Here is a 24,577-nt window from a genome sequence, read left to right as displayed (position 1 = left end):
CCCTCAACAATTCCAGGCCGTCCGGCACGGCCCAACCGATCCGGAAGTGCGAAAGACCATGGCTACCGACATCCTCGTCCCGACGCTCGGCGAATCCGTGACCGAGGCCACCATCGGCCGCTGGTTCAAGAAGCCCGGCGACACGGTCGCGGTCGATGAGCCGATCGTCGAGCTCGAGACCGACAAGGTCACCCTGGAGGTCAACGCTCCGGCGGCCGGCCAGCTCGGCGAGATCCTGGTCAAGGACGGTGAGACGGTGGAGCCCGGCGCGCTGCTCGGCTCGATCGTCGAGGCCGGTGCGGCTGCGGCCTCCGGCGGCGGCAAGAAGGCCGCCGCCAAGGAGGCCCCGAAGGAGGCCGCCGAGACCAAGTCCGAGAGCCGCAGCGAGGCGCCGAAGCCGGCCGCCCCCGCGAAGACCGAGGCGCCCGCCCGGGAATCGTCCGCCGGCTACGGCAACCACGGCGACGCCGGAGCCCCGGCCTCCCAGCGCCCGACCGGCGACAACGGCCCGGCGGTGGCCAAGCTCGCCCGCGAGAGCGGCGTCGATCCCTCCGGCATCAACGGCTCCGGCAAGGACGGCCGCGTGACCAAGGGCGACATGCTCGGCGCGATCTCCAAGGGCCCGAGCCCGGCCCCGGCCGCCCCCCGCCAGGGAGGCCCGCCCGACCCGCCGCGCGCGCCCTCGGCGCCGGACGATGCCGCGCGCGAGGAGCGCGTGCGCATGACGAAGCTGCGCCAGACCATCGCGCGCCGCCTCAAGGACGCGCAGGACACTGCTGCGATGCTGACGACGTTTAACGACGTCGACATGTCGGCCGTGATGGCGCTCCGCAGCCAATACAAGGACATCTTCGAGAAGAAGCACGGCACCAAGCTCGGCTTCATGGGCTTCTTCACCAAGGCGGTGATCGGCGCCCTCAAGGACGTGCCCGCGGTCAATGCCGAGATCGACGGGCAGGACCTCGTCTACAAGAACTATTACCACATCGGCATCGCGGTCGGTACCGATAAGGGCCTGGTCGTGCCGGTGGTGCGCAACGCCGACGACCTGTCGATCGCCGGCGTCGAGAAGACGATCGCCGGCTTCGGCAAGAAGGCCCGCGACGGCAAGCTGTCCATCGAGGACATGCAGGGCGGCACCTTCACGATCACCAACGGCGGCATCTACGGCTCGCTGATGTCGACCCCGATCCTCAATGCCCCGCAATCGGGCATCCTCGGCATGCACCGCATCGAGGAGCGCCCGGTGGTCCGTGCCGGCAAGATCGAGGCGCGGCCGATGATGTACCTCGCACTGTCATACGATCACCGGATCGTGGACGGTAAGGAGGCCGTGACCTTCCTGGTGCGGGTCAAGGAGGCGCTGGAGGATCCGGCCCGGCTCGTGCTGGACCTGTGATCCGGTTTGGCGGGGGAATGATCGTGGCCTCGATTGGAAAGTCTCGCTGATCGCGGCCGACGATCGCCATCGTCGAGGGCGTTCGGATCACGATCTGTCTCAACGATCATCTGCCGCCACATCTGCACGCATTCTTGTCCGGCCAGGAGGCGAAGCATTCGATCATCACGGGCGAAGTCCTCAGCGGGGCTTTGCCGCGTGCGAAGGACAAGGACATCCGGGCGTGGCTGGATGCCAACCGCGAACAGGTTTCCTATGTCTGGCGAGAGATCCGGGCCGGTCGCTACAACGGGGGAATGATCGAATGACGTCGCATCGGATCGCCTCCGTGGAGCCTCTTCATTATCCGGCTCTCCGCGTCACGTTCGTTGACGGCATCGCGGGCATTCTGGACTTTTCGGACTCCATTACGACGGGCGCCATCTTCGCGCCGCTCGAGGACGAAGCCTTTTCCCGGACCGTCGCTGTCGGCGATCACGGACGGACCTTCGGCTGGAAACTCGACGCTGTCGGGCGCGAGATCGGTTTCTGCCCCGACGCCGCACGGATCCGGATCGAGACCCAGATCGTCGAGGTTCTCGCGAGCCGCTACGAGTCGGCCCACGCGGCAGCCGCATGAGTGAGCCCATGAACAGACCCAACGTCGCCATCGTCACGGGCGGCAGCCGCGGCATCGGTCGGGCGGTATCGTTGCTGCTCGCCGAGCGCGGCTACGCGATATGCCTGAGTTACGTGTCGGACACGGCCGCGGCACAGGCGGTGGTGGATGCGATCACCGCCAAGGGCGGCAAGGCGCTGGCCGTGCGCAGCGATGTCGGCGTCGAGGCCGACGTGCTGGCGCTGTTCCAGGCCGCGGACGGGCTCGGCCGGCTCGCGGCGCTCGTGAACAACGCGGGCGTGGTCGATATGAAATCCGACGTGGCCGACATGAGCGCGGCCCGGCTCCAGCGCATGATGACCACCAACGTGGTCGGGAGCTTCCTGTGTGCCCGCGAGGCCGTGCGGCGCATGTCGACCAAGCGTGGCGGGGCAGGGGGCGCCATCGTCAACCTGTCCTCCGTCGCGGCCCGGCTCGGTGGCCCCGGCCAGTTCGTCGACTACGCCGCCTCGAAGGGCGCGATCGACTCGCTGACCACCGGGCTCGCCCGGGAGGTCGCCGGAGAGGGCATCCGCGTCAACGCGGTGGCGCCCGGCATCATCGCCACCGAGATCCATGCCAGCGGCGGCGAGCCCGACCGGGTCGAACGCCTCGGGCCCGCCGTCCCGATGGGCCGCGCCGGCACCGCCGAGGAGGTCGCCGCGCCGATCGCGTGGCTGCTCTCGGAGGAGGCCGCCTACACCACGGGTGCCATCCTCGACGTCGCCGGCGGCCGCTGAGCCGCCCCCGACACCTCTCTTCTCTTCGACCGCCCCAGGCGGCATGACCGACCGGAAGCGAACTCTCATGTCCTACGATCTCGTCGTCATCGGCACCGGCCCAGGCGGCTACGTCTGCGCGATCCGCGCGGCGCAGCTCGGCCTGCGGACCGCCGTGGTCGAGAAGCGGGCGACCCACGGCGGTACCTGCCTCAATGTCGGCTGCATCCCGTCGAAGGCACTGCTGCACGCCTCCGAGGCGTTCGAGGAGGCGACCAAGCATTTCGCCGATCTCGGCATCGAGGTGAGCGGCGTGAAGCTCGATCTCAAGAAGATGATGAGCTTCAAGGCTGAGGGCGTCGCCGGCAACACCAAGGGCGTCGAGTTCCTGCTCAAGAAGAACAAGGTCGACACCTTCCACGGCACCGGCAGGATCGCGGGCGCCGGCCGGGTCGAGGTCGTGTCCGAGGATGGCGGCAACCAGATGCTCGAGACCAAGAGCATCGTCATCGCCACCGGATCCGACGTGACGCGCCTTCCGGGCGTGACCATCGACGAGACGGTCGTGGTCTCCTCCACGGGCGCCTTGGAGCTCGACCGGGTGCCGAAGAAGCTCCTGGTCATCGGCGCCGGGGTGATCGGCCTGGAACTGGGCTCGGTCTGGCGCCGGCTCGGCGCCGAAGTCACCGTGGTGGAATACCTCGACCGGGTGCTGCCCGGCATGGACGGCGAGGTCGGCAAGCAGTTCCAGCGGATCCTGACCAAGCAGGGCATCCAGTTCAAGCTGTCGACCAAGGTGACCGGCGTCGAGGTCGGCAAGAAGGGCGCCAGCGTCAGCGTTGAGCCGGCAGCGGGCGGCGCGACCGAGACCGTGCAGGCGGACGTGGTCCTCGTGGCGATCGGCCGGGTGCCCTACACCGAGGGTCTCGGGCTGGACACCGTGGGCGTGCAGCGCGACGACAAGGGCCGGATCCTCACGGATTCCCACTACGCCACCAACGTCACGGGCATCTACGCGATCGGCGACGTGATCGCGGGGCCGATGCTGGCCCACAAGGCGGAGGACGAGGGCGTCGCCATCGCCGAGATGCTGGCCGGCCAGTCAGGCCACGTCAATTACGGCGTTATCCCGAACGTGGTCTACACGTTCCCGGAGGTGGCCTCGGTCGGCAAGACCGAGGAGGAGCTGACCAAGGACGGCATCGCCTACAATGTCGGCAAATTCCCGTTCACGGCCAACGGCCGCGCCAAGGCGAACGGCACCACGGACGGGTTCGTCAAGGTGCTGGCCGACGCGCAGACCGACCGGGTTCTCGGCGTGCACATCGTGGGCGCGGATGCCGGCAACCTGATCGCCGAGGTCGCGGTGGCGATGGAGTTCGGCGCCTCGTCCGAGGATATCGCCCGCACCTGCCACGCGCATCCCACGCTGACCGAGGCGGTCAAGGAGGCAGCCCTGGCCGTGTCCAAGCGCGCCATCCACGTCTGACCGGTCCAGCCGATCCGGCGCGGGATCAGGCGATCTTGCGCCGGGCGTTCGGGAGGTCCGCGATCCGCAGGAGCGCGCTTGGGGCCGGCGGCGCCGTCAGGGCGTTCAGGAGATACGGCCGGCGCAAGCCCAGGGCGTTGTGCAGCGCCAGGTCGATGTCGCGGGCGTAGAACGGCATCCGCAGCACCGCATCGACCCCGAAGTAGCGCCCGGCCTGTGCGATCGGCTCCAGCTCCGACGTGGTCAGCAGGGTGATCCGTGTCGGCAGCCCGAGGGGCTGGATCTGACAGGCGAGTTCCATCCCTTCGATGCCACCGAGCTTCACGTCGAGGAACGCGAAATCGTAGGCACGGAGCTTGAGCTGGCTCAGGGCATGGTGGCCGCAATTGGTCTCTTCGAGTTCGATTGCGAAGCCGCTGCGGGCCACCACCCGGCTGATCGCGGTCCGCCCGGCGGGGGACGAGCAGGCCAGCAGCGCCCGGGTCGGGGTGCGGCGGCGGGCATCGGCATGCAGCAATGGCTCGATATGGCCCGGGTCGAGCGGCGTCTTCAGCACCTCGTAGGCGCCGAGGCTCTGGGCGATCTCCTGCCAGTGCGGCAGCACCCGGTTGGCGACCAGAACCAGGCAGGGCGGCTCGGCACCGGCCCGGCGTGCGACCGCGACCGCCTCGGGCCCGCTCAGGTCGGCGAGCTGGAGCCCCACGAAGGCGAGGCTCGGGCGTTTCTTCAGAAGGATGTCGCACAGCGCCTGACCCGACGTGGCCTCGTCGATCACGGCGCGGGAGTCGAAGCGTTCGACGATTGCCCGCAGGGCGGCGCGGCGTCCCGCATCGCAATCCGCGATTGCGACACGCGCCGGCGACCCCGCCTGATCAAGCTCCATGGCCATGCCCCGACACTCGCATCCCCCAATCCGGATCATGGATGCAGGTGATGACGAAGCCCTTAAAAAGCAGCCTAATAAGCTCAGTCTACGGATTATTCGAACGGACAACCCATAAGAATAGCAACTTGCACTATCACCGACAGTCTAGATCACCGGCCCGCCCGCGGATGCGCCGCCGTGTAGGCGCTCATCAGCCGGGCGGCGTCGACCTGGGTATAGAGCTGCGTGGTCGACAGGGAGGCGTGGCCGAGCAGTTCCTGGATCGCCCGCAACTCGCCCTGGCGGGCGAGCAGATGCGTCGCGAAGGAGTGGCGCAGGGCATGGGGCGTCGCACTTTCGGGCAGGCCGAGCGCCCCCCGGGCGCGGGCCACCGTGTACTGGATGATGCGCGGCGAGAGCGGCCCGCCGCGGGCCCCCACGAAGAGCGGCCCCTCCGGCGGCAGCGGCAGCGGGCAGGCGGCGACGTAGTCGGCCACCGCCCGCGCCACCACTGGCAGGATCGGCACCATACGCTGCTTGCCGCCCTTGCCGAGCACCGTGACCTGATCGCTGCCTGGGAGCGGGGCGTCGCGCCGGGTGAGGCCGAGGGCCTCGGAGATGCGCAGGCCGGCGCCGTAGAGCAAGGCGAGGACGGCGGCGTCCCGCCAGCACCCACGGCGCGCGCTCCTCGCCGGCCCGGATGGCCGTGTCGGTGAGCGCCACCGCGGCGGCGACGGGCATCGGCCGGGGCAGCCGGCGCGGGACCTTGGGCGCACGCACGCCGCCGAGCGCCGAGACGCTGCCGTAGCCCTCGCGCTCCAGGAAGCGCCCGAACGAGCGCAAGCCCGCCAGCATCCGCATCAGCGAGCGTCCGGATACCTCGTCGGCCCGGCGGGCGGCCATGAAGGCGCGGATGTCGCGGACCTTCAGGGCCACCAGCATCGGAATGGTCGGGGTGCCGAAGCGCGAGGCCAGGTGGACCAGGAACTGGCGCAGGTCCCGGCTGTAGGCCTCGACGGTGTTGGGCGACATCCGCCGCTCCCGCGCCAGCCCGTCGGCCCAGGCATGGACCACCTCGCGCAGGCGCGCGTCGCCGGGAATCACGATCAGGTCGTCTGCCGTGTCGCGCGCGCTCATCGCCTCACTCGACCGGTATTTTATTGTCGGGGACTTAACGCCGCGCAGGGCCGCGCCTCAGTTCAGAATTCCATCCTTGCCCTGGAAACCCGCCAGCGGCGCGGTGAGGACGCAGAGCAGACCGGTCTCCCGGTACTCCAAGGCGACGTCCCCGGCGACCGTGCCCGCGAAGGCGCGCTCGATCAGGCGGGTTCCGAACCCCTTGCGCGACGGCGCGGTCACCGGAGGCCCACCGGACTCGGCCCAGCTGAGCCGAAGGTGCGGATTGTCGTCCCGGGTCTCGATCTGCCAGGTGACGCCGACAGCGCCGGCTGCCGCCGAGAGGGCCCCGAACTTCGCCGCGTTGGTCGCCAGCTCGTGGATCATCAGCGCCAGGGCGAGGGCCGCCTTCGGCCCGATGTCGAGGGGCGGCCCCTCGATCCGCAGCCGGCCGGCGCGGGCGTTGTCGTGGAGCGCCAGCGCGCCGCGGATCACCGCCTCCATGCCGGCCCGCTCGGCATTGCCGGCGAGCAGGATATCGTGCGCCTTGCCGAGCGCCAGCAGGCGCTGCAGCAGGGCGTCGCGGGCCGACGCGACGTCGGGGGCGTCGCGCAGGGTCTGCGAGGCAATTGCCTGGACCATCGCCAGGGTGTTCTTCAGCCGATGGCTGAGTTCCTGGCTGAGCATCTCGCGGTGGGCGTCGGCCTCGGCCTGCTGGGTCGCATCCAGCATCACGCCGGTCATTCGGGTGGCCCTGCCCTCCGAGCCCCGGACGATGATCGCCCGGTTGAGGACGGTGGCATAGCTCCCGTCGGCCCGCCGGAAACGGTATCCCTCGCTCCAGCGCAGGGGTGCGCCGTCGATGGCCGCCTGGACGCTGCGGCGAACGCGGTCGCGATCCTCGGGATGGATGTGCGCGTACCACCAGTCGTTGCTGGGTTCGATCTCGCCCGGCTGAAATCCGTACAGCGCCGACAACCCGTCATCCCAGTGGATCCGGCCCGTCTGCGGGTTCCAGTCCCAGATCAGGTCCGTGGTCGCCCGCGACGAGAGGCGGTAACGCTCCTCGGAGACCGCCAGGGCGTCGCGGACCAGGCGCTCGGCCGCCAGCGCCGCCTCCCGCTCCCGGACCGCGCGGCGCAGTTCGAGCTGCGCCATCACCTGCCGCGCCAGGGCCCGCAGTGCGAAGGCCTGATCCGGCTTCAGCCCGTCCGGCCGAGGTTTCGTGTCGATCACGCACAGGGTTCCGAGCGAGACGCCGTCATCGGTCCGCAGCACAGCCCCGGCATAGAACCGGATGAACGGCGTTTCCGTCACCAGCGTGTTCTCGCGGGTGCGCGGATCGGCCGTCAGGTCGGGGATCACCAGCAGCCCGTCCTCGGCGGTCAGCGCATGGGCGCAGACCGACTGGCTCAAGGGCGTCTCGCAGGATGGGAAGCCGCATTGAGCCTTGAACCATTGCCGGTCGGCCGCGACGAGGCTGACGAGGCCCACCGGCACCGCGCAGATCTGCGTCGCCAGCGTGACGATGTCGTCGAAGGCCGGCTCGCGCGGCGTATCGAGGATACCGTAGCTGTGGAGGACCTGGAGGCGGGCGGTCTCGATCGGGTCTGACATGGCCGGGGTGGTGGATCGGGCGGGGCCCGGGAAGCACGCGGAAGCGATCGGGACAGGTCTTAGCCGATCTTGCGCGCGTGAGCATCTTGCACTTCGGGGTAAGGTTTTCCGAGGATGCGGCGTCGCCCGCTTGTCCATCTCACCTCGCCCCTGGTCGATACCCATGCCAAGGCTCGTGCGATGACGCTCCTCGTCTATGCCGGCGCCGCCCTCGCAGAAATCGCTGGATGCTTCGCCTTCTGGGCCTGGCTTCGGCTCGGCCGCTCGGCCTGGTGGGCGCTGCCGGGGACCGCCTCCCTGGTGGCGTTCGCCGGCCTGCTGACCCTGGTGGACAGCCCGGCGGCGGGGCGCGCCTTCGCGGCTTATGGCGGAGTCTACGTGGCCGCCTCGGTGCTGTGGTTGTGGCTCGCGGAAGGGCAGCGGCCGGACCGCTGGGACCTCGCCGGCAGCGCCGTCTGCCTCGCCGGCACGGCAATCATTTTGCTCGGGCGGCGGGGGTGAGGGCGCCTCATCGCCCCATCGTGTAGAACTCGTCGTTGGGCCGCAGATCCGTCACGCTGGCCAGTCGGTTCGACAGGGCGAACAATGCGGTGATCGCGGCGATGTCCCAGATGTCGTCGGGGCTGAAGCCGTGGCCCGCCAGCACGTCATGGTCCTCGGCCTCGACCGTGTGGGCCGCCTGGGCCACCTTGAGCGCGAAGGCCAGCATCGCGCGCTGGCGCGGGGTGATGTCGGCCTTGGCGTAGGCGACCGCGACCTGGTCGGCGAGCAGCGGGTTCTTGGCGCGGACCCGCAGGATCGCCCCGTGGGCGATCACGCAGTAGAGGCAGTTGTTGGCCGCGCTGGTGGCGACCACGATCATCTCGCGCTCGGCCTTGGTCAGGCCGCCGGGCTTGTCCATCAGCGCGTCGTGATAGGCCATGAAGGCGCGGAACTCGTCCGGGCGGTGCGCCAACGCCAGGAAGATGTTGGGCACGAAGCCCGCCTTCTCCTGCACCAGGGCGATGCGGGCGCGCAGATCCTCGGGCATCTCGGACAGCTTCGGCACCGGGAAGCGGCTGATCGGTGCTGACGCGCTCATGGTCGGGCTCCCTGAATCCCGGTCCCTTGGTGAAACCGGGCGTTCACGATACGTACGGCACGCTCGGGCAGATCGTCGAGGGCGGACGGCCGATAGGATGCGGCCGCCTTTCGGAACACGACGATGGACGAGACAAAAAGCCCTGGAGCGTCATGAGCAGCATCGTCCGCATCCTGGGGATCGACCCGGGGCTCCGCCGCACCGGCTGGGGCCTGATCACCGCGCAGGGCAGCAAGCTGAGCTACGGCGATTGCGGGGTCGTCACCTCGGACGGCGACCTGCCGCTTGCGCTGCGCCTGCGCGAGCTGTTCGAAGGGATCGGGCGCATCGTGGCGGCGCAGACACCCGACGAGGTCGCCGTGGAGGAGACCTTCGTCAACAAGGACGCCCAGGCGACACTCAAGCTGGGCCATGCCCGGGCCATGGCGCTGGTGGTGCCGGCGCTCGCCGGCCTCCCGGTGTTCGAGTACGCCGCCAACCTGATCAAGAAGACCGTGGCGGGCTCCGGCCACGCCGAGAAGGTGCAGATCCAGGCGATGGTCCGCTTCCTGCTCCCGAAGGCCGAATTCCGTGTCGCCGACGCCGCCGACGCGCTGGCCATCGCGATCACTCATGCCAGCCACCGCGACGCGCACGCCCTGCGCAAGACGCACCTGCCGGAGGGCAAGCGGCGCAACCTCAACGGACAGGCGGCCGCTGGGCAGGGGCTGGCCGGAAAGGGATTCTCGGCCGCGGCCGCCGCGCGCATCGAGGCGGCCCTGGCGAAGCAGGTCTGATCGGGCAGGATCTTCAGAAAGCTTGGTGGGGGAAGTAGGACTCGAACCTACGAAGCTTACGCAGCGGATTTACAGTCCGCCCCCTTTGCCGCTCGGGACATTCCCCCAAGGCAGGTTTCTCACCCGCGGCGCCCTTATGGTGAGGGGCTGGCCGGGTGTCAACGCTTGTCGTGGCCGGATCCCGCCTCCCGGGCTGGGTTTACGACACTTCTGCGGGGTTGAGGGGGCCGAACCGCTGCGCGGCGCATGCGGTGCTGGGTCCCGGATCAGGTTCCGCTCCACATCTCCGGGAAAGCGGCGGTGCAGGATGAAACGCCGCTTTCCCGGGCGCCTGCAGCGGCCGCGGAATGTGGCCCGGAACCCAGCATGGGATGCCCCGCGCAGCGGCTCAGTCCGAACGAACCTGCGCCAGCGACCACAGCGCCCGGGAAGAAAACGCGAACGTTCCGCGTCCCGAGGGATTCACAAAGGAATCCGGATCGGCCACGGTGCGCCGATGTCGCCCTGCTTCGCCGGCCCTTGACCCGTCCCGCCCCATCCCTGCGGTCGCACCAGCGTACGTTGATGGCCCTCGTCGCGGCCATGGCGAGCGGGCAGGCGGGGCATGTCCAGAAGATCCTGGCGGCGGTGACGCCTGGCGGCGGCAAGTCGCTGCTCCCGGTGATTGCGGCGCATACGCTGATCGCCGCGGGCCGGGTGGACCGCGTGGTCTGGGTGGTGCCGCGGGACTCCCTGCGCCTCCAGGCCGAGGAGGCCTTCGCCGATCCGCTTTGGCGGGCGACGTTCGGGCATGCGCTCAGCGTGCGCGCGGCCGACAACGAGCGCGATCCCGCCCGGGGCCTGGCCGGCTACGTCACCACCTATCAGGCGGTGGCGGCTGCCCCGGCGCTGCACCTCGCGGAGGCGCGGGCCCACCGCACCCTGCTGGTGGTCGACGAGGTCCACCACCTGCCGGTCCCGGGACGTCCCGGCGCGGAGGAATCCTCCACCGAGGAGGCCGAGGCCGGGGCGTGGTCCCGGGCGATGCTACCCGTGATGGAGGCGGCCGAGATCGGCCTGTTCCTGTCCGGCACCCTGGAGCGGGCGGACGGGCGGCGCATCCTCGGCCTGCCCTACCGGCCGTCCGCCCTCGGTCGCGGGCCGGAACTGGAGCTGGAAGCGCCGGGGCTCGCGGTGATCGGCTACTCGCGTTCGCAGGCGCTGGCCGAGCGGGCGGTGCTCCCGGTCACCTTCGGGGCGATCGACGGCGAGGCGAGCTGGCTCGAAGGCGGCCGCATCGCGGGCGACAGCCCCCGGGTCGGGCCGCACCGGCTGGGCGCCGGCTCGGTGCGGGTCACCACCCGGCCGGCCCTGTTCACGGCCCTGCGAACCGGCTTCGCCCGGGATCTCCTCAGCGAATCCTTCTTCGCCACCAAGCGCCTGCGCGCTCGGCGCCGGCTCGAACGCGACCTGCCGGCCGGCGAGATGGCACGGGGACTCGGCAAGCTCCTGGTGGTCGCCCCGGACCAGGCCAGCGCGCGCGCCTACCTGACGACCTTGCGGAGCTGGATGCCGGCCGGGCAGGGCGAGCGCGACGTCCGCCTGGCAACGTCGGGGCAGGGCGATGCCCATGCGGCCCTGGCGGCGTTCCGCCTGACCGCGGAGCCGGCCGTGCTGGTCACCGTGGCGATGGCCTACGAGGGGCTCGACGCCCCCGAGGTCGCCGTGGTGGCGGCTCTCACCCATATCCGCTCCCGGCCCTGGCTCGAGCAGATGCTGGCCCGGGCAACCCGGGTCGATCCGCATGCGGGACCCTACGAGTCCCAGCAGGCGCTGATCTTCCACCCGGACGACCCGCTCTTCGCCCGGTTCCGCCTGGAGCTGGAGACCGAGCAGGGCAGCAGCGTACGGCCCAAGCGCGAGCGGCCGGCCACCGCGCTCGTGCCGGAGCGGACCCCGTGGCGGGACGAGGATCCCGGGGGGATCACGCCGCTGGAGAGCAATGCGATCGGGCTGCGCTACGCTCTGCTGCGCCCGCGCCTCGCCGAACCCGCCCCGGTGGCGCCGGCGCCCGAGCCGCCGTCGGTCACGGAGCGGACCCTGCGCCAGCGGCTGGCCGTCGCGGTGGCGAGCCAAGCCGTGGAAGACGAGGCGTCGCTGCGCGTTCCCCGCGGCAGCAACCTCGCGCATCGCTATAACGCGGTGCTGAAACGCGTGCTCGGCAAGGGTCGCGCGACCATGACCCTGCCCGAACTTGAGGCCGCGCTCGCCTGGCTTGAACGCAACCGGCTTTCGGACCATCTCGACCGCCTCGACGGCGATACCCGCTACGCGTGGTCCGCCCGCCAGCGCCGCAGCCGCTGGCTGCCGGAGCGCGCCGCTGGACGCTGACCCGTCGCGGATGGGGAGGAGTGCCCGATGACCGAGACCCTGCCGGCCGCCTTCGCGGCGACGCTGACCGAGCCCGAGCCGCCTTCCGCCTGGCCGGCGCCGCGCGCCGCCCTCTGGTGGCTCGCCAAGGATGGCACCGAGACCGCCGACGCTGCCTGGGCACGGGCGCATGCCCTCGTCCAGGACGCCTCCGGGCCGGACGCCGCCTGGGTCCACGCCCATCTCCACCGGATCGAGGGCGATGCCGGCAATGCGCGCTACTGGTACGACCGCGCCGGCCGCCCGGTGCCGCGCGGCACGCTCGCCGAGGAACGCGCGGAGCTCGCCGCCGCCCTGTCGGGCGCGGATTGAGCGTCGAACTCACGGTCGTCGTGGGGCAGGGGAGGGTTCCGGTCCTCAGCCGGTCGGCCAACCCTGCTGATGTCTGCTGCCGACCCTATCGGGGAACCAAGACCGAATATCCGACCGACATATCCTTCAAATGCGGTGTGACAGGATTGATTTTCCGCCCGATATTCAAATTGAGAGCGTCAGAGGTTCTACATCGACCGAGTCTGCTCAGATCGAACCCTGTGCATTTCCCGTTGACTACGTGGCCTTCGGTACCGCACAGCGCCCAGATCTGACTAAGGCTGGACCCGTCGAGTTCGGACCACGAGGAACGTGCCGGTTATCGTAATGAGCCTGGGGTGCTTAGTCTGCAGTGTGGGTCTGGCGGGTCTTTCGCTGCGCGACCCGGCGCGCGCCGTCGTCCTCGAACGCTGGAGCGGCATCTTCCTGGTGCTCGGGCTGACCCTGCTGGGGATCGCGCTGCACGGCGCCCGCGGCTAGTCTCGGCGCCGCGCAAACCGATTCTCGGAACGCCTGGGCCGACAACCGGTTTACAGCCCGCCCGGCGCACAGGTCGGGCCTCGATTATCGGAGCGGACCTATGAGCCTCCTCGGCAGCATCGTCGGCAAGATCCTCCATCCGTTCGGCGGCGGTTCCGCGGACGCCGCGCCCGCGTCCACGTCGGGCTCCGCGAGCGGCTCGACCGCCTCGGGCACGGCTTCGGCCCCAGGCAGCGCGGGCGGCGAGCCCGTGGACGTGGAGGCGGTGCTCACCGGCCTCGCCGAGAAGAACGGGCAGAAGCTCGACTGGCGCCACTCGATCGTGGACCTGATGAAGCTGCTCGGCCTCGAGTCGAGCCTGACCGAGCGGAAGCAGCTCGCCGACGAGCTGCACTACACCGGCGACAAGGATGACTCGGCTTCGATGAACATCTGGCTGCACAAGCAGGTGATGAAGAAGCTCGCTGAGAACGGCGGCAAGGTTCCGGAAGACCTGAAGAACTAAAACCGAGACCTGAAGGCCCGGCGCATCGAGCGGCGCCGGGCCTTTCTTTCAGCGCCCGGTGCGGACCCGGGTCCAGAGCCGGGTGACGTAGCGCTGCGTCCGGTCGTCCCAGGCGGTGTTGATCGACAGGCGCTGCATCGTCGCCTCGTCCGGGTAGATGCCGGGGTTGCTCAGGATCTCCGGTTTCACGAACTTCTTCGCCGCGAGGTTGCCGCTGGCATAGGCCACGAAGTTGGTGTTGGCCGCCGCCACCTCGGGCCGCAGCATGTAGTCGATGAAGGCCAGGGCCTCGGCCGGGTGGGCGGCATCCTTCGGGATCGCGAAGGAGTCGAACCACATCAGCGCGCCCTCCTTGGGCACGACATACGCGATCTCGATGCCGTTCTTGGCCTCCTCGGCTCGGCGCTTGGCCTGCAGCACGTCGCCCGAATAGCCGACCGCAACACAGATATCGCCGTTGGCGAGCGCCTGGATGTATTCCGATGCGTGGAACTTCCGCACGGTGCCCCGGACCTTGTAGAGCGCGTCGGTGACCAGGGTCAGGTCGTCCAAGCGCTTGGAATCGGCCTTCGCGCCGAAGACCGGCAGCATGCTGGGGATCAGATCCTCGGGACTGTCGAGCATCATGATCCCGCAATCCTTGAGCTTGTTCGCGGATGCGGGATTGAGGACGACGGTCCAGGAGTTCAGCGCCGCGTTGACACCCAGTCGCTCGCGCACGGCGGCGACGTTGTAGCCGATGCCGGTGGTGCCCCACATGTAGTCGACCGCGTAGGTGTTGCCGGGGTCGTAGACGGCCAGCCGGCCCGCGATCTCCGGCCAGAGATTGCCAAGGTTCTTCAGCTTCGCCTTGTCGAGGGGCAGGAATGCGCCGGCCCGGATCAGCCGCTGGAGATAGGGCCCCGACGGCACGACGATGTCATATCCGGAGCGGCCGGCCAGCAGCTTGGTCTCCAAGATCTCGTTGTTGTCGTAGGTGTCGTAGACGACCTTGATCCCGGTCTCCCGGGTGAAGGCGTCGAGCACCTTCGGGTCGATGTAGTCCGACCAGTTGTAGATGTTGACGACCCGCTCGTCCGCGGCCCGCACGGGCGCGGCGGGGCCGAGGACGAGGAGGGCGGCGAGCAGCGCTGCCATCCTGGTCCGCAAGCCGCTCTCCGAGCGCGCAGCCGCCCAGCGGCGGGCCGGGACGAGGCGCCGGAGCGATCGTCCGACCCGGCCCGTCCCGGCCGCGATCACGCCAGCCTCGCCGCGACGACCACGATCTCGACCAGATATTGCGGATCGCACAGCCGCGCCTCAACGGTGGCACGCGCCGGCGGATGATCCTTGGACACCCAGGCATCCCAGGCGGCGTTCATCTCAGCGAAATGGCCGATGTCGGCGAGGTAGATCGTTGCCGTGAGGATGTGATCCTTGTCGCTGCCGGCGGCCGCGAGCAGGCGGTCGATCTGGTCCAGGATATTCTGGGTCTGGGCGGTGACCCCGGTGCCGACCGGGTCGGATGCAACCTGGCCGGCAAGGTAGATGGTGTTGCCGTGGATGGCGCCCTGCGACATCCGCGAGCCCGGTTCGATCCGTTCGATGCTCATTCAAGTCTCCAGCCGGCGAAACGCCGGTATCTGCCGCGGCTCCGGGCCGATCGTAAAGGGCCGCGCGCCGACGCGCCGCGGGAACCGGCGGAAAATTCTCCCTTCGTGTGCAGTTGCGAGCAACCGGTGCCGACCGACGTGCGTTCACACGGCATCGCTTGTCACGCCTTGGGGTTCGTCATGGGTATTCTCTGGACCATCATCATCGGGTTCCTCGCTGGAATCATCGCGAAGTTCCTCATGCCCGGACCGAACGAGCCGTCGGGCTTCATCCTCACCACCATCCTGGGCATCGTCGGCGCCTTCGTGGCGACCTTCCTGGGCCAGGCTATCGGCTGGTACGGACCGAACCAGGGAGCGGGCTTCATAGGAGCCATCGTGGGCGCCGTCGTGGTGCTGTTCATCTACGGCATGATCGCCGGCCGCCGCCGCACGACCATCTGACCGATTCCGGCACATCGGAAAACGAAGGGGCGCCCCGCGGGGCGCCCCTTTTTTGTGGCCGGTCGATCCGGTCGGACCCTCAGAGGTGATCGGCGGCCGCCTTGACGGCGCAGTGGCCGGTGGCGCCGCGCACTGCCAGGCCGACGCCGACGACCAGCGCCAGCAGGCTGAGGATCTTGTTCGGCCGGGGCTGCGCGGCCGCCGCGGCGATCCCCAGACCGAGCGCGACCGACACGGCCCGCTCGGTGGTGGACAGGTTCGGCTGCCCACTGAAGATGTCGTTGATCATATCGTTGGCCATGAAACGCTTCCCGTTGTGAGATCGCGGTGCGAACGCGGGCGCGGAGCCAGCGTTCCGTCCGCGCCGCACGATGGAGCGCTGCATATCGCGCACGGCGATCAGTCGTCGCAGCTGAACGCGGCCGGCAATCTCGGCCCCGGGACGGCGGCGGTGCCGGCTGCGCGTCGGCCGTGACGCGGTGCGGTCAGAAATCGGCCTCACCGCGGCAGACATGCGTCGTCACGCATGAAAAAGGCGCGGCCCCGGGGGACCGCGCCTCGCGCATCGTACCCGTGCGGGCCAAAGCCCGCACGGGAATGTCTCAAGCGATTACTCGCCGGTGGGTTCGCGGCGACGCTCGCCACGGTGGCGGCCGCCGTTATCCTCGCGCCGGGGCTCGCCGTCCCGGTCGCTGCGGCTGGAATCGCGCTCGGACTTCACCTTCTCGGTGATGTCCTCGCCGGTCTGCTGATCGACGACGCGCATGGACAGGCGAATCTTTCCGCGGTCGTCCTGACCGAGGAACTTCACCTTGACCTTGTCGCCTTCCTTGACGACGTCCGTCACCTTGGCGACCCGCTGGGCGGCGAGCTCCGAGATGTGGACGAGGCCGTCCTTGGCGCCGAAGAAGTTCACGAAGGCACCGAACTCCATGCACTTCACGATCGTGCCGTCGTAGATCATGCCGTTCTCGGGCTCGGCGACGATCGAGCGGATCCAGTTATAGGCCGCCTTGATCGCCTTGCCGTCGGCCGAGGCGATCTTCACGATGCCGGTGTCCTCGATGTTGATCTTGGCGCCGGTCTTCTCGACGATCTCGCGGATCACCTTGCCGCCGGTGCCGATCACGTCGCGGATCTTGTCGGTCGGGATCTGCATCGTCTCGATGCGCGGGGCGTATTCGCCCAGCTCCGGCCGGGCGTCGGTGAGGGCCTTGGCCATCTCCTGCAGGATGTGGGCGCGCCCGTCCTTCGCCTGGTCGAGGGCGACCCGCATGATCTCCTCGGTGATGCCGGCGATCTTGATGTCCATCTGGAGCGAGGTCACGCCCTCGTCCGTGCCGGCCACCTTGAAGTCCATGTCGCCGAGGTGATCCTCGTCGCCCAGGATGTCGGACAGGACCGCGAAGCGCTCACCCTCGAGGATGAGGCCCATGGCGATGCCGGCCACCGGGCGGCGCAGGGGTACGCCGGCATCCATCAGCGACAGCGAGCCGCCGCAGACCGAGGCCATCGAGGACGAGCCGTTGGACTCGGTGATCTCGGACACGACGCGGATCGTATACGGGAACTCGTGGGCCGGCGGCAGGACCGGCCGGATCGCCCGCCACGCCAGCTTGCCGTGGCCGATCTCGCGACGGCCCGGGGAGCCCATGCGGCCGGTCTCGCCCACCGAATAGGGAGGGAAGTTGTAGTGGAGCAGGAAGCGCTCCTTGTAGGTGCCGTCCAGCGAGTCGATGAACTGCTCGTCCTCGCCGGTGCCCAGCGTGGCGACCACGAGGGCCTGTGTCTCGCCGCGGGTGAACAGCGACGAGCCGTGGGCGCGGGGCAGCACGCCGACCTCGGAGACGATCGGGCGGACCGTCTTCAGGTCGCGGCCGTCGATGCGCGAGCCGGTGTCGAGCACGTTCCAGCGCACGACCTTCGACTGCGCCTCCTTGAAGGCGGCCTTGACCTTCTCGGCCGGGAACTTCTCGGCGCCCTCGGCGCAGAGGGCGGCCATCACCGTCGCCTTCACGGCGTCGACGGCGGCGTAGCGCTCCTGCTTGACGGTCTTGGTGTAGGCGGCGCGCAGCTCGGTCTCGCAGACCTCGAGGACGGCCTTCTCGACGTCGGCGTTCTCGGGGGCCTTGAAGTCGCGCGGCTCCTTGGCGGCCTTCTCGGCCAGGCGGATGATCGCCTCGATGACCGGCTGGAAGTGCTTGTGGCCGAACATCACGGCGCCGAGCATCACGTCCTCGGACAGCTCCTTGGCCTCCGACTCGACCATCAGGACGGCGTCCTGGGTGCCGGCGACGACGAGGTCGAGGCTCGACTCCTCCTTGGTCTCGGTGACCAGCGGGTTCAGCCGGTAGCCGCCGTTGATGTAGCCGACGCGGGCGGCGCCGATCGGGCCCATGAACGGCACGCCCGACAGGGTCAGGGCGGCGGAGGCGGCGACCATCGACACGATGTCGGGATCGTTCTCGAGGTCGTGGGTCAGGACCGTGATGACGACCTGGGTGTCGTTGCGCCAGCCGTTGATGAACAGCGGGCGGATCGGGCGGTCGATCAGGCGGGAGACCAGGGTCTCCTTCTCGGAGGGACGGCCCTCGCGCTTGAAGTAGCCGCCCGGGATCCGGCCGGCGGCGTAGGCGCGCTCCTGGTAGTTCACGGTGAGCGGGAGGAAGTCGATGCCGGGCTTCGGCTCCTTGGTGGCGACCACGGTGGCGAGCACTGAGGTCTCGCCGTAGGTGGCGATCACGGCGCCGTCAGCCTGCCGGGCAACCTTGCCGGTCTCCAGGACGAGCTTGCGGTCGCCCCACATCAGCTCTTCACGTTGAACGTCGAACATTCTTGTCTCTTCCTTACCTTCGGCGGGCCCGGCCCGGCGCCGTCGGGGGCAAGACGGCGAGACACTTCGTCCAATGAAGTGTCTCGCGATCCTGCCCCGACGCTGGCGCCTCGAAGCGGCCCGTTTTCGAGCGGCCGGACCCATTCCGGCAGCCCGAGATTGTGAAACGCGGCCCCGAGCCGGGCTCGGAACCGCGCGTGGTCGGACTTAGCGGCGGATGCCGAGGCGCTCGATGAGGGCGCGGTAGCGGGCCTCGTCCTTGCGCTTGACGTAGTCGAGCAGCGAGCGGCGCTGCGAGACCATCTTCAGCAGGCCCCGGCGGGAGTGGTTGTCCTTGCCGTGGGTCTTGAAGTGGCCGGTCAGGTTGGTGATCCGCTCGGTGAGGATCGCGACCTGGACCTCGGGGGACCCGGTGTCCTTGGCGTCCTTGCGGTGTTCCTTGATGAGCGCGGTCTTGCGCTCTGCCGTGATCGACATCGCATACCTTTCGGGTTGTGCAGGTCAGATGCGGCGCCCCGATCGGGGCGCTCGAGCTCGGCGTTCGGCCGGTGCCGGGATGTCGTCCAGCACGGTCACAGCGCCAAGCGGCTCAAACCCCGCCCGGTAACCCGGGCCGAGGCTGCGCGATCCATACACGAAACCACCGGATAAACCAGCCCCGGGCCCGGGCGGTCCGCCGAGGGAAGGTTTAACACCGGCGTGCTAGAGCATCGTCCCGAAAGGTTGCCGCCGGCTTTCGGACAAAGACGATGCAGGATCAGACACTTACGGCTTCATCCCGGCTGCCGGGACGAGGCTGGGGCGGGAAGGCCCGACGCAGAGCGGCCCGCCGATGAACGCCAGTCTCACGGACGCGTGCGGGATCCTGGCGGCGACGCTGCTCGGTGTCCCCCTGCTGCTGCTGCCGGGCTACGCGCTGGGCGCTCTGACCGGGATCCTCGGCTTCCGCGCCCTCTCGCCCGGCGATCGGCTCCTGTGCGCGGCTCTGCTGGGCATCGGCCTGCTGCCGGTTCTCGACAGCCTGCTGGTCCAGGCCGCCGGCATCCCGGCCGCCGCGCTGGCCAACCTCGCGCTGGGGCTGGCCGGGCTGGTGCCGGCGATCCGCGCGCTGCGGGGCAGGATCGATCTCTCCGCCGCGGCGTACGGCCTGGCGCTCGCCGGGCTCTGGCTCGGGATCGTCGGTTACGCGCTGATCGACATCGATACCGGCACGGGCCTGTACCAGCCCGTCACCGTCATCGACCTCGTGAAGCACGCAAGCCTGACCCGCGCGATCGTCCAGGACGGCCTGCCGCCGGTCGATCCGTTCTTCGCCCGGCCCGAGCGCGCCGGCTACTATTACTTCTTCTACACGCTGTGCGCCCTGATCGACCGGGCCGGCGGAACGCACGTGGACGGGCGCACCGCCTTCGCGGGGCTCGCGTTCTGGACCGGGGTCGGGCTGCTCGGCCTGTTGGACCGGTTGCTCGCCGCCACCGGCCTGGTGCGGGAGGCCTCCCCGCGCCTCGTACGCCGTGCGACCCTCCTGCTGCTGCCGGCGGCCGGGCTCGACATCCTGCTGGTCCTCCGCGACCGGATCGCCACCGGGCTCTGGATCCCGATGCCGGAATGGCTGAACGACCAGGTCCTGAATTGGCCGAGCTCCCTGGTCTGGGTCCCGCACCACGTCGCCGCCACCCTTGCGGCCTGGCTCGGGCTTCTGATCCTCGCGGAGGCGGCGGACGGCACCCGGCGCGCACCGGGCGTCGCGGTCGCGGTGGCGGGCATCGCCTTCGCGGCCTGCGCGGGCCTGTCGGTCTGGGTGTGCCTGGGCGCGGTCGCGGCGGCCGGAACCTGGCTGACGCTGCTCGCGCTCGAGCGCCGCTGGCGCGATGCCGGACGGCTGGTCGCGGCCGGGCTCGTCGCCGCACTCCTCGCAGCACCCTACCTGTCCGGGCTCGTTGCGAGCCGGCATGAGGCCGGGCAAGCGATCGTCCTGGCGGTCCGGAGCTTCGGCCCCCTGGAGGGATTCGCGGACGGGCCGCTCCTGAGCCTGCTCCGCCTGATCCTGCTGCCGGTCAACTACTACCTGGCCTTCGGCGTCTTCGCCGCCGGCGCGTTCCTGTTCTGGCGTGTCGTCCCCCGGCGCGCTGCGCATGCGCGCGAGGCGGGACGCCTGCTCACCATCGTGGCGGCGTCGTCCCTGCTGATCGGCGGCTTCCTGCGCTCGGCGATCCTCTACAACGACCTGGGCTGGCGCGTGGTGTTGCTGGCGCAGGTCGCCGCCCTGGCCTGGACCGTCGCGGCGCTGGCGCGGGCGCCGGCACGCGGCTCCGGCTGCCCGGCCTGCTCGCGGCGCTGCTCCTGCTCGGCTATGCGACGACGCTCTACGGCTTCGCCGGGATGCGGGCCTACCGCATCTCCGGCCATCCGAGCTTCGCGTTCCTCAACGCACGCCCCGACATCGATCGTGCCCTGCGGATGGCCTATGAATGGGCCGGCACGCATCTGCCGCGGAGTCTCGTGCTTCAGCACGCGGCCGCCGAACCGCGCGTGTTCGACTTCGGCCTCTACGGACGCCAGCCGGTCGCGGTGGCCGACCGGGAGGCGCGGCTGTTCGGGGCCTCCCCCGAAGCGGTCGCGGCGCGGCTCGCGCAGGTCGGGCCGATCTTCTCCGAGACCCTCGGGGCAGACGACGTCCGGCGCCGGGCCGCCGCCGCCGGCATCGGCGCACTCATCGTCACCGCCCGAGACGCCCCCTGGACGGACCCTGATTCCTGGGTCTGGCGGAGCCGGCCGCTCTACGCGTCGCCGTTGGTCCGGATCCTGTCCGTTCAGGATCTCAGCCAGGACCCAAGCGGGGCAGCGCGATGACCCGGCCCGCCCCCGCACGTCTGAATGGGGCGCTGCGCTGGCTCGCGGCCCAAGGGGCGCTGCATGCCGGAGCAATCCTCATCGGGTTCGGCTGCTTCGTGCTGCTGTTCCGGACGGACCTCGCATCCAACGTGACGATCCTGTTCTATCGCGGCCTGATCCTGCTGCTGGTGGCTTTCGCGGTCACGGCCGGCGCGATGACGACGCTTGCCGGCCTCGGCCGTCCCTGGGGCCTGCATCGCAGGGATGCTCTGGGAGCCTGCGTGCTATCGCTCGCCCTGAACCTCAGCGTGTTCGTGATTCTTCCGGTGACGATCGACCGCTCGATCAGCGTCTTCCTGCTCGGCCAGATGGCGGCCCGTCCCGAGGAGAGATTCAGCGCCGCGCGCGCGCGCGCCTTGTTCGAATCGGTCTATCTCGGGGAGTACCGGCAGATCGAGCGGCGCCTGGCGGAGCAGACCGCCTCTGGCAACGTCGCGCCGTCCGGGGACGGCTACGTGATCACCCCGCAGGGCCGCGCCTTCATCAAATTCTCGGCCTCCGTGGCCCGACTCTTCCGGACCGATCCGCGGATGGTCGAGGTACAGCCGCCGGCCTCGGACAAGGCAACGCCATGAACACGACGCCGGCACCAAGAAGCAGAAAGCTTCAATGTGCCTAAAAATTCGACCTTTGCATATTTTGTAGTTCATTTTGGTATAAAAATCTATTCGATACCAGAACCCGATCAAACACCAAAAAATTACATTGATAAAATTGCGTGATCAATCAAAGATTTTACTGAGTTATAATAGGGGTTGAATTTCATTGGTGCATTGCACTCGTGATCTCAAGTGGGATCCGGTGCACCAAGCAGGACGCGTGATCCTCGCCAGGTCGGCGGGATCCTCGACCCCGGCGCCGTCGAGTCTGGCGGCCGGCACCGTGGCCACGAAGGCGGACCGGTCCCTGTCGGTGGCGGCCTACGCGGGGGATGCCGCCTTCGAGGTCCAGCGGGCCTCTGCGGCCGCCGCGGAGCTGGGTTCGTCGATCGTCGAGCTCGGCCGGCAGGTGGGCGCGTCGGCGACGTGGCGGCGCTGATCTCGGACATCGCGGGACAGACCCAATTGCTGGCTCAAAGCGCCAGGGTCGAAGCGGCACGGGCCGGGGCTTCGCGGTTGTGAACGCCGAGGTCCAGGAACGCGACCAGCAGACGGCCCGGGTGACGCAGGCGATCGCCACGCAGGTCCACCGCATCCAGACCTCGACCGAGCAGGCCATCACGGCCGTGGACGGCATCACCGTACGGATGCGCGACATGAGCGGCGTCGCCCCGGCGATTACCACAGTGGTCGAGGAGCAGGGCGTGGCAACCCGGGACATCCTAAGGACCGTCTCGGAGGCCGTCATTGGCACCGGCGCGATCACCGCCACCCTGAGCGTCGTCACCGGAGACGTGCAGGTCACGGGCTCAGAGGCCGGCCCCGTGCTCGCCTCGGTCACGGACCTGCCGCAGGTTTTCACGAGCCTGCGCGCCGAAGCCGGCGGCGTCCTGAACGCCGTACGTGCGGCTTGACGTCGCGGCTCGGATCTTGCTCACCGGGCTCCCATCCGACACAGCTGATGCCGGACGACCGTGAGCCGCGACATGACCGACACCGCTGCAATCGCCCGGATCGAGAGCCCGGCGAACGGTCATCCCGAACTCGCGCGGAGCCTTACGGCCCCCGGCCTCATCGCCATCGGGCTCGGCGCCACGATCGGCGCCGGCATCTTCGTTCTGACAGGAACCGCGGCGGCGCAATATGCTGGGCCGGCCCTCAGTCTGTCCTTCGTGATCGGCGGCATCGCCTGCGGCTTCGTCGGCCTGTGCTACGCCGAGCTGGCCGCCATGATGTCGGAGGCGGGATCGACCTACACCTACACCCGGGCGACCCTTGGGGTTTTCCCGGCCTGGATCATCGGCTGGGACCTCGTGCTCGAATTCGCCCTGGCGGCGGCCACGGTGGCGGTGGGATGGTCCGGCTATGCGCAGTCGCTCGCGGCGGATTTCGGCCTGACGCTGCCGGCCGCGCTGTCGGGGGCGCCGGGAGATGGCGGCTGGTTGAACCTGCCGGCGGTCGGCATCGTGTTGGCGCTGACCGCGCTCTTGACCCGCTCGACCCGGGACGCCTCCCTGATCAACGGGCTCCTGGTGGTTGCCAAGATCGCGATCATCCTGGCCTTCGTGGGCGTCGGCGCCGTCCATCTGCAGCCGGCGCTGTGGCACCCGTTCGTGCCCGAGAACGCCGGCACCTTCGGCAGCTACGGCTGGAGCGGCGTGTTCCGCGGGGCCGCGGTGGTGTTCTTCGCCTTCATCGGCTTCGAGACCGTGGCCACCGCGGCGGGCGAGTGCCGGGCGCCCCAACGCGACGCGCCGGCCGGGCTGATCGGCTCGCTGGCGATCAGCACGGTCCTGTACGTGGCGGTGGCGGCGGTGCTCACCGGCCTCGTGCCCTACCGGGAGCTCGACGTCGCCGACCCGATCGCCAAGGCGATCGACCGGCTGGCGCTGCCCAGCTTCGCCATCGTCATCAAGATCGGTGCGCTGATCGGGCTGACCACCTCGGCGCTCACCGCGCTCTACGGGCAGGGCCGGATCTTCTTCGCCATGGCCCGGGACGGGCTGCTGCCGCCCCTGTTCTGCCGGGTCGATCCGGCGACCCGGGCGCCGGTGTCGAGCCAGGTGGTGATCGGACTGTTCACGGCGGCGGTGGCCGGGCTGGTGCCGATCGACATCCTTGGCGAGCTCGTCAGCATCGGCACGCTCCTGGCCTTCAGCCTCGTCTGCGCGATCGTGCTGATCCTGCGCCGCACGGACCCAGGCAGGCCCCGGCCGTTCCGAGTCCCGGCGGCGACCCCGATCGCCGTGCTCGGCATCCTGTCTTGCGTGATCCTGATGGCTTCGCTGCCGCCGGACACCTGGATCAGGCTCGCACTCTGGCTGGTGATCGGGCTGGCGATCTACGCCGGCTACGGCCGCCGCAACGCCCGGCTCACCCGAGAAGGTTGAGCGTCGCCCGGCTCACCGTGTCGATCGACGCCTCGGCGCTGAGGTTCAGCTCGTAGTTGCGGATCACGCGCTGCAGGTCGGCCGATTCGAGGGCGACGTTGACGTTGGGCAGGCGGACATAACCTTGCCGATCGGCGGACACGTTGGTCGGGTCGTAACGCCTGCGGAAGTCGCTCGAATCGCGCACGATGCGGCCGACCAGCTCGCGCCCCGCCTCGACATCGACCGGACGGAACACCGCGATCTTCCGGGCGTAGGGCGCCCCATTGGGATTGGCCGGGACCGAATCGGCGTTCGCGATGTTCTCGGAGATCGCACGGATCTGGCCGCTCTGGATCCGGCGGCCGTAGGCCAACGCATCGGTGGCCGCCTTGAGGGGGCTTGTATCCGGCATGCGAACAGGCTCGGTCGGAACGGGA

27 protein-coding genes, 1 tRNA gene and 1 pseudogene are annotated in these 24,577 nt (G+C 69.5%); 17 read left to right on the top strand and 12 right to left on the bottom strand.

Going from position 1 to position 24,577, the window contains the following annotated elements; all coding sequences use genetic code 11:
- Positions 1-58 precede the first annotated feature (58 nt).
- The 5 genes from odhB (at position 59) to lpdA (ending at position 4,244) form a co-directional block, all read left to right on the top strand.
- Positions 59-1,399: a 2-oxoglutarate dehydrogenase complex dihydrolipoyllysine-residue succinyltransferase gene (odhB, locus tag FVA80_RS11610; protein ID WP_147957832.1), complete on the top strand. Its 1,341-nt coding sequence runs from the start codon at positions 59-61 to the stop codon at positions 1,397-1,399.
- Positions 1,400-1,533: 134 nt separating this feature from the next.
- Complete coding sequence (locus FVA80_RS11605; RefSeq protein ID WP_246692374.1) at positions 1,534-1,707, top strand: DUF4160 domain-containing protein; 174 nt, start codon at positions 1,534-1,536, stop codon at positions 1,705-1,707.
- The gene (locus FVA80_RS11600; RefSeq protein WP_147909298.1) at positions 1,704-2,018 is read left to right on the top strand and encodes a DUF2442 domain-containing protein; all 315 of its coding nucleotides are present in this window, start codon (positions 1,704-1,706) and stop codon (positions 2,016-2,018) included. Before FVA80_RS11605 ends, FVA80_RS11600 begins: the two co-directional genes overlap by 4 nt.
- Positions 2,015-2,776 carry an SDR family oxidoreductase gene (locus FVA80_RS11595; protein WP_147909297.1) on the top strand — a complete coding sequence of 254 codons (762 nt, stop codon included), beginning with the start codon at positions 2,015-2,017 and terminating at the stop codon, positions 2,774-2,776. The genes FVA80_RS11600 and FVA80_RS11595 overlap by 4 nt, the downstream gene beginning before the upstream one ends.
- A 67-nt stretch (positions 2,777-2,843) precedes the next feature.
- Entirely contained in the window at positions 2,844-4,244 is a 1,401-nt protein-coding gene (gene lpdA, locus FVA80_RS11590) for a dihydrolipoyl dehydrogenase (RefSeq protein ID WP_147909296.1), read from the top strand.
- Between the two features lie 25 nt (positions 4,245-4,269).
- Here lpdA and FVA80_RS11585 read toward each other — a convergent pair whose 3' ends face one another.
- The 3 genes and pseudogenes from FVA80_RS11585 to FVA80_RS11575 all read right to left on the bottom strand — a co-directional run bounded on the left by FVA80_RS11585 (position 4,270) and on the right by FVA80_RS11575 (position 7,842).
- Positions 4,270-5,133: a response regulator gene (locus FVA80_RS11585; RefSeq protein WP_246692373.1), complete on the bottom strand. Its 864-nt coding sequence runs from the start codon at positions 5,131-5,133 to the stop codon at positions 4,270-4,272.
- A 146-nt stretch (positions 5,134-5,279) separates the two neighbouring features.
- Positions 5,280-6,246: pseudogene (locus FVA80_RS11580) on the bottom strand (tyrosine recombinase XerC).
- 57 nt (positions 6,247-6,303) lie between these two features.
- Positions 6,304-7,842 (bottom strand): PAS domain-containing protein, encoded by a 1,539-nt coding sequence (locus FVA80_RS11575; protein WP_187193649.1) that lies wholly within the window; start codon positions 7,840-7,842, stop codon positions 6,304-6,306.
- A gap of 180 nt (positions 7,843-8,022) precedes the next feature.
- Here FVA80_RS11575 and FVA80_RS11570 point away from each other — a divergent pair, with 180 nt between their 5' ends.
- Positions 8,023-8,343, top strand: a complete 321-nt coding sequence (locus tag FVA80_RS11570; protein WP_147909293.1) for a YnfA family protein — start codon at positions 8,023-8,025, stop codon at positions 8,341-8,343.
- 7 nt (positions 8,344-8,350) lie between these two features.
- Here FVA80_RS11570 and FVA80_RS11565 read toward each other — a convergent pair whose 3' ends face one another.
- Complete coding sequence (locus tag FVA80_RS11565) at positions 8,351-8,923, bottom strand: peroxidase-related enzyme (RefSeq protein ID WP_147909292.1); 573 nt, start codon at positions 8,921-8,923, stop codon at positions 8,351-8,353.
- A gap of 152 nt (positions 8,924-9,075) precedes the next feature.
- Here FVA80_RS11565 and ruvC point away from each other — a divergent pair, with 152 nt between their 5' ends.
- A complete protein-coding gene (ruvC, locus tag FVA80_RS11560) occupies positions 9,076-9,699 on the top strand; it encodes a crossover junction endodeoxyribonuclease RuvC (protein ID WP_147909291.1) in 624 nt (207 codons plus the stop codon).
- 23 nt (positions 9,700-9,722) lie between these two features.
- Here ruvC and FVA80_RS11555 read toward each other — a convergent pair.
- Positions 9,723-9,806: transfer RNA gene (locus FVA80_RS11555), tRNA-Tyr, on the bottom strand.
- 457 nt (positions 9,807-10,263) lie between these two features.
- On the opposite strand from FVA80_RS11555, the gene FVA80_RS11550 reads away from it, so the two are divergent.
- From FVA80_RS11550 to FVA80_RS11540, 4 genes are all read left to right on the top strand, one after another.
- Positions 10,264-12,069, top strand: a complete 1,806-nt coding sequence (locus FVA80_RS11550; protein WP_246692372.1) for a DEAD/DEAH box helicase family protein — start codon at positions 10,264-10,266, stop codon at positions 12,067-12,069.
- Between the two features lie 27 nt (positions 12,070-12,096).
- A complete protein-coding gene (locus tag FVA80_RS11545; RefSeq protein WP_147909289.1) occupies positions 12,097-12,420 on the top strand; it encodes a hypothetical protein in 324 nt (107 codons plus the stop codon).
- Positions 12,421-12,774: 354 nt separating this feature from the next.
- Positions 12,775-12,900, top strand: a complete 126-nt coding sequence (locus FVA80_RS31910; RefSeq protein ID WP_281408711.1) for a hypothetical protein — start codon at positions 12,775-12,777, stop codon at positions 12,898-12,900.
- 100 nt (positions 12,901-13,000) lie between these two features.
- Positions 13,001-13,405 (top strand): DUF3597 domain-containing protein, encoded by a 405-nt coding sequence (locus FVA80_RS11540; protein ID WP_147909288.1) that lies wholly within the window; start codon positions 13,001-13,003, stop codon positions 13,403-13,405.
- A 48-nt stretch (positions 13,406-13,453) separates the two neighbouring features.
- Here FVA80_RS11540 and FVA80_RS11535 read toward each other — a convergent pair whose 3' ends face one another.
- A complete protein-coding gene (locus tag FVA80_RS11535; protein WP_147909301.1) occupies positions 13,454-14,542 on the bottom strand; it encodes a polyamine ABC transporter substrate-binding protein in 1,089 nt (362 codons plus the stop codon).
- A 98-nt stretch (positions 14,543-14,640) separates the two neighbouring features.
- Entirely contained in the window at positions 14,641-14,997 is a 357-nt protein-coding gene (locus FVA80_RS11530; protein WP_147909287.1) for a RidA family protein, read from the bottom strand.
- 180 nt (positions 14,998-15,177) lie between these two features.
- Between FVA80_RS11530 and FVA80_RS11525 the strand changes: the two genes are divergently transcribed.
- The gene (locus tag FVA80_RS11525; RefSeq protein ID WP_147909286.1) at positions 15,178-15,441 is read left to right on the top strand and encodes a GlsB/YeaQ/YmgE family stress response membrane protein; all 264 of its coding nucleotides are present in this window, start codon (positions 15,178-15,180) and stop codon (positions 15,439-15,441) included.
- Between the two features lie 79 nt (positions 15,442-15,520).
- On the opposite strand, the gene FVA80_RS11520 is transcribed toward FVA80_RS11525, so the two are convergent.
- From FVA80_RS11520 to FVA80_RS31245, 4 genes are all read right to left on the bottom strand, one after another.
- Positions 15,521-15,742 (bottom strand): YgaP-like transmembrane domain, encoded by a 222-nt coding sequence (locus tag FVA80_RS11520; protein ID WP_147909285.1) that lies wholly within the window; start codon positions 15,740-15,742, stop codon positions 15,521-15,523.
- A 309-nt stretch (positions 15,743-16,051) separates the two neighbouring features.
- Positions 16,052-18,274 (bottom strand): polyribonucleotide nucleotidyltransferase, encoded by a 2,223-nt coding sequence (gene pnp, locus FVA80_RS11515; RefSeq protein ID WP_147909284.1) that lies wholly within the window; start codon positions 18,272-18,274, stop codon positions 16,052-16,054.
- Positions 18,275-18,481: 207 nt separating this feature from the next.
- On the bottom strand, positions 18,482-18,751 hold the full coding sequence (gene rpsO, locus FVA80_RS11510; protein WP_007560136.1) for a 30S ribosomal protein S15: 270 nt from the start codon (positions 18,749-18,751) through the stop codon (positions 18,482-18,484).
- Between the two features lie 280 nt (positions 18,752-19,031).
- The gene (locus FVA80_RS31245) at positions 19,032-20,411 is read right to left on the bottom strand and encodes a hypothetical protein (RefSeq protein ID WP_246692371.1); all 1,380 of its coding nucleotides are present in this window, start codon (positions 20,409-20,411) and stop codon (positions 19,032-19,034) included.
- A gap of 245 nt (positions 20,412-20,656) precedes the next feature.
- Between FVA80_RS31245 and FVA80_RS31240 the strand changes: the two genes are divergently transcribed.
- The 5 genes from FVA80_RS31240 to FVA80_RS11485 all read left to right on the top strand — a co-directional run bounded on the left by FVA80_RS31240 (position 20,657) and on the right by FVA80_RS11485 (position 24,158).
- Positions 20,657-21,127 carry a hypothetical protein gene (locus FVA80_RS31240; RefSeq protein ID WP_246692370.1) on the top strand — a complete coding sequence of 157 codons (471 nt, stop codon included), beginning with the start codon at positions 20,657-20,659 and terminating at the stop codon, positions 21,125-21,127.
- On the top strand, positions 21,124-21,744 hold the full coding sequence (locus tag FVA80_RS11500; protein ID WP_147909282.1) for a hypothetical protein: 621 nt from the start codon (positions 21,124-21,126) through the stop codon (positions 21,742-21,744). The genes FVA80_RS31240 and FVA80_RS11500 overlap by 4 nt, the downstream gene beginning before the upstream one ends.
- Positions 21,745-21,988: 244 nt before the next feature.
- Positions 21,989-22,207 (top strand): hypothetical protein, encoded by a 219-nt coding sequence (locus FVA80_RS11495; protein WP_147909281.1) that lies wholly within the window; start codon positions 21,989-21,991, stop codon positions 22,205-22,207.
- Positions 22,208-22,286: 79 nt separating this feature from the next.
- Positions 22,287-22,682 (top strand): hypothetical protein, encoded by a 396-nt coding sequence (locus tag FVA80_RS11490; RefSeq protein ID WP_147909280.1) that lies wholly within the window; start codon positions 22,287-22,289, stop codon positions 22,680-22,682.
- 72 nt (positions 22,683-22,754) lie between these two features.
- Positions 22,755-24,158, top strand: coding sequence for an amino acid permease (locus FVA80_RS11485; RefSeq protein ID WP_147909279.1), 1,404 nt, complete (start codon positions 22,755-22,757; stop codon positions 24,156-24,158).
- On the opposite strand, the gene FVA80_RS11480 is transcribed toward FVA80_RS11485, so the two are convergent.
- Complete coding sequence (locus FVA80_RS11480) at positions 24,142-24,552, bottom strand: flagellar biosynthesis protein FlgC (RefSeq protein ID WP_147909278.1); 411 nt, start codon at positions 24,550-24,552, stop codon at positions 24,142-24,144. The genes FVA80_RS11485 and FVA80_RS11480 overlap by 17 nt on opposite strands.
- Positions 24,553-24,577 lie beyond the last annotated feature (25 nt).

Source organism: Methylobacterium sp. WL1, assembly GCF_008000895.1.
GTDB lineage: Bacteria > Pseudomonadota > Alphaproteobacteria > Rhizobiales > Beijerinckiaceae > Methylobacterium.
This window is presented reverse-complemented; position numbering and strand designations above follow the sequence as displayed.

Coding starts and splice junctions, on each gene's coding strand:
- odhB (WP_147957832.1), top strand. CDS start 59: ATGGCTACCGACATCCTCGTCCCGACGCTCGGCGAATCCGTGACCGAG.
- FVA80_RS11600 (WP_147909298.1), top strand. CDS start 1,704: ATGACGTCGCATCGGATCGCCTCCGTGGAGCCTCTTCATTATCCGGCT.
- FVA80_RS11595 (WP_147909297.1), top strand. CDS start 2,015: ATGAGTGAGCCCATGAACAGACCCAACGTCGCCATCGTCACGGGCGGC.
- lpdA (WP_147909296.1), top strand. CDS start 2,844: ATGTCCTACGATCTCGTCGTCATCGGCACCGGCCCAGGCGGCTACGTC.
- FVA80_RS11585 (WP_246692373.1), bottom strand. CDS start 5,133: ATGGCCATGGAGCTTGATCAGGCGGGGTCGCCGGCGCGTGTCGCAATC.
- FVA80_RS11575 (WP_187193649.1), bottom strand. CDS start 7,842: ATGTCAGACCCGATCGAGACCGCCCGCCTCCAGGTCCTCCACAGCTAC.
- FVA80_RS11570 (WP_147909293.1), top strand. CDS start 8,023: ATGACGCTCCTCGTCTATGCCGGCGCCGCCCTCGCAGAAATCGCTGGA.
- FVA80_RS11565 (WP_147909292.1), bottom strand. CDS start 8,923: ATGAGCGCGTCAGCACCGATCAGCCGCTTCCCGGTGCCGAAGCTGTCC.
- ruvC (WP_147909291.1), top strand. CDS start 9,076: ATGAGCAGCATCGTCCGCATCCTGGGGATCGACCCGGGGCTCCGCCGC.
- FVA80_RS11550 (WP_246692372.1), top strand. CDS start 10,264: ATGGCCCTCGTCGCGGCCATGGCGAGCGGGCAGGCGGGGCATGTCCAG.
- FVA80_RS11545 (WP_147909289.1), top strand. CDS start 12,097: ATGACCGAGACCCTGCCGGCCGCCTTCGCGGCGACGCTGACCGAGCCC.
- FVA80_RS11540 (WP_147909288.1), top strand. CDS start 13,001: ATGAGCCTCCTCGGCAGCATCGTCGGCAAGATCCTCCATCCGTTCGGC.
- FVA80_RS11535 (WP_147909301.1), bottom strand. CDS start 14,542: ATGGCAGCGCTGCTCGCCGCCCTCCTCGTCCTCGGCCCCGCCGCGCCC.
- FVA80_RS11530 (WP_147909287.1), bottom strand. CDS start 14,997: ATGAGCATCGAACGGATCGAACCGGGCTCGCGGATGTCGCAGGGCGCC.
- FVA80_RS11525 (WP_147909286.1), top strand. CDS start 15,178: ATGGGTATTCTCTGGACCATCATCATCGGGTTCCTCGCTGGAATCATC.
- FVA80_RS11520 (WP_147909285.1), bottom strand. CDS start 15,742: ATGGCCAACGATATGATCAACGACATCTTCAGTGGGCAGCCGAACCTG.
- pnp (WP_147909284.1), bottom strand. CDS start 18,274: ATGTTCGACGTTCAACGTGAAGAGCTGATGTGGGGCGACCGCAAGCTC.
- rpsO (WP_007560136.1), bottom strand. CDS start 18,751: ATGTCGATCACGGCAGAGCGCAAGACCGCGCTCATCAAGGAACACCGC.
- FVA80_RS31245 (WP_246692371.1), bottom strand. CDS start 20,411: ATGCGCAGCGCGCCGGGGGACGACACGCCAGAACAGGAACGCGCCGGC.
- FVA80_RS31240 (WP_246692370.1), top strand. CDS start 20,657: ATGCGGGCCTACCGCATCTCCGGCCATCCGAGCTTCGCGTTCCTCAAC.
- FVA80_RS11500 (WP_147909282.1), top strand. CDS start 21,124: ATGACCCGGCCCGCCCCCGCACGTCTGAATGGGGCGCTGCGCTGGCTC.
- FVA80_RS11485 (WP_147909279.1), top strand. CDS start 22,755: ATGACCGACACCGCTGCAATCGCCCGGATCGAGAGCCCGGCGAACGGT.
- FVA80_RS11480 (WP_147909278.1), bottom strand. CDS start 24,552: ATGCCGGATACAAGCCCCCTCAAGGCGGCCACCGATGCGTTGGCCTAC.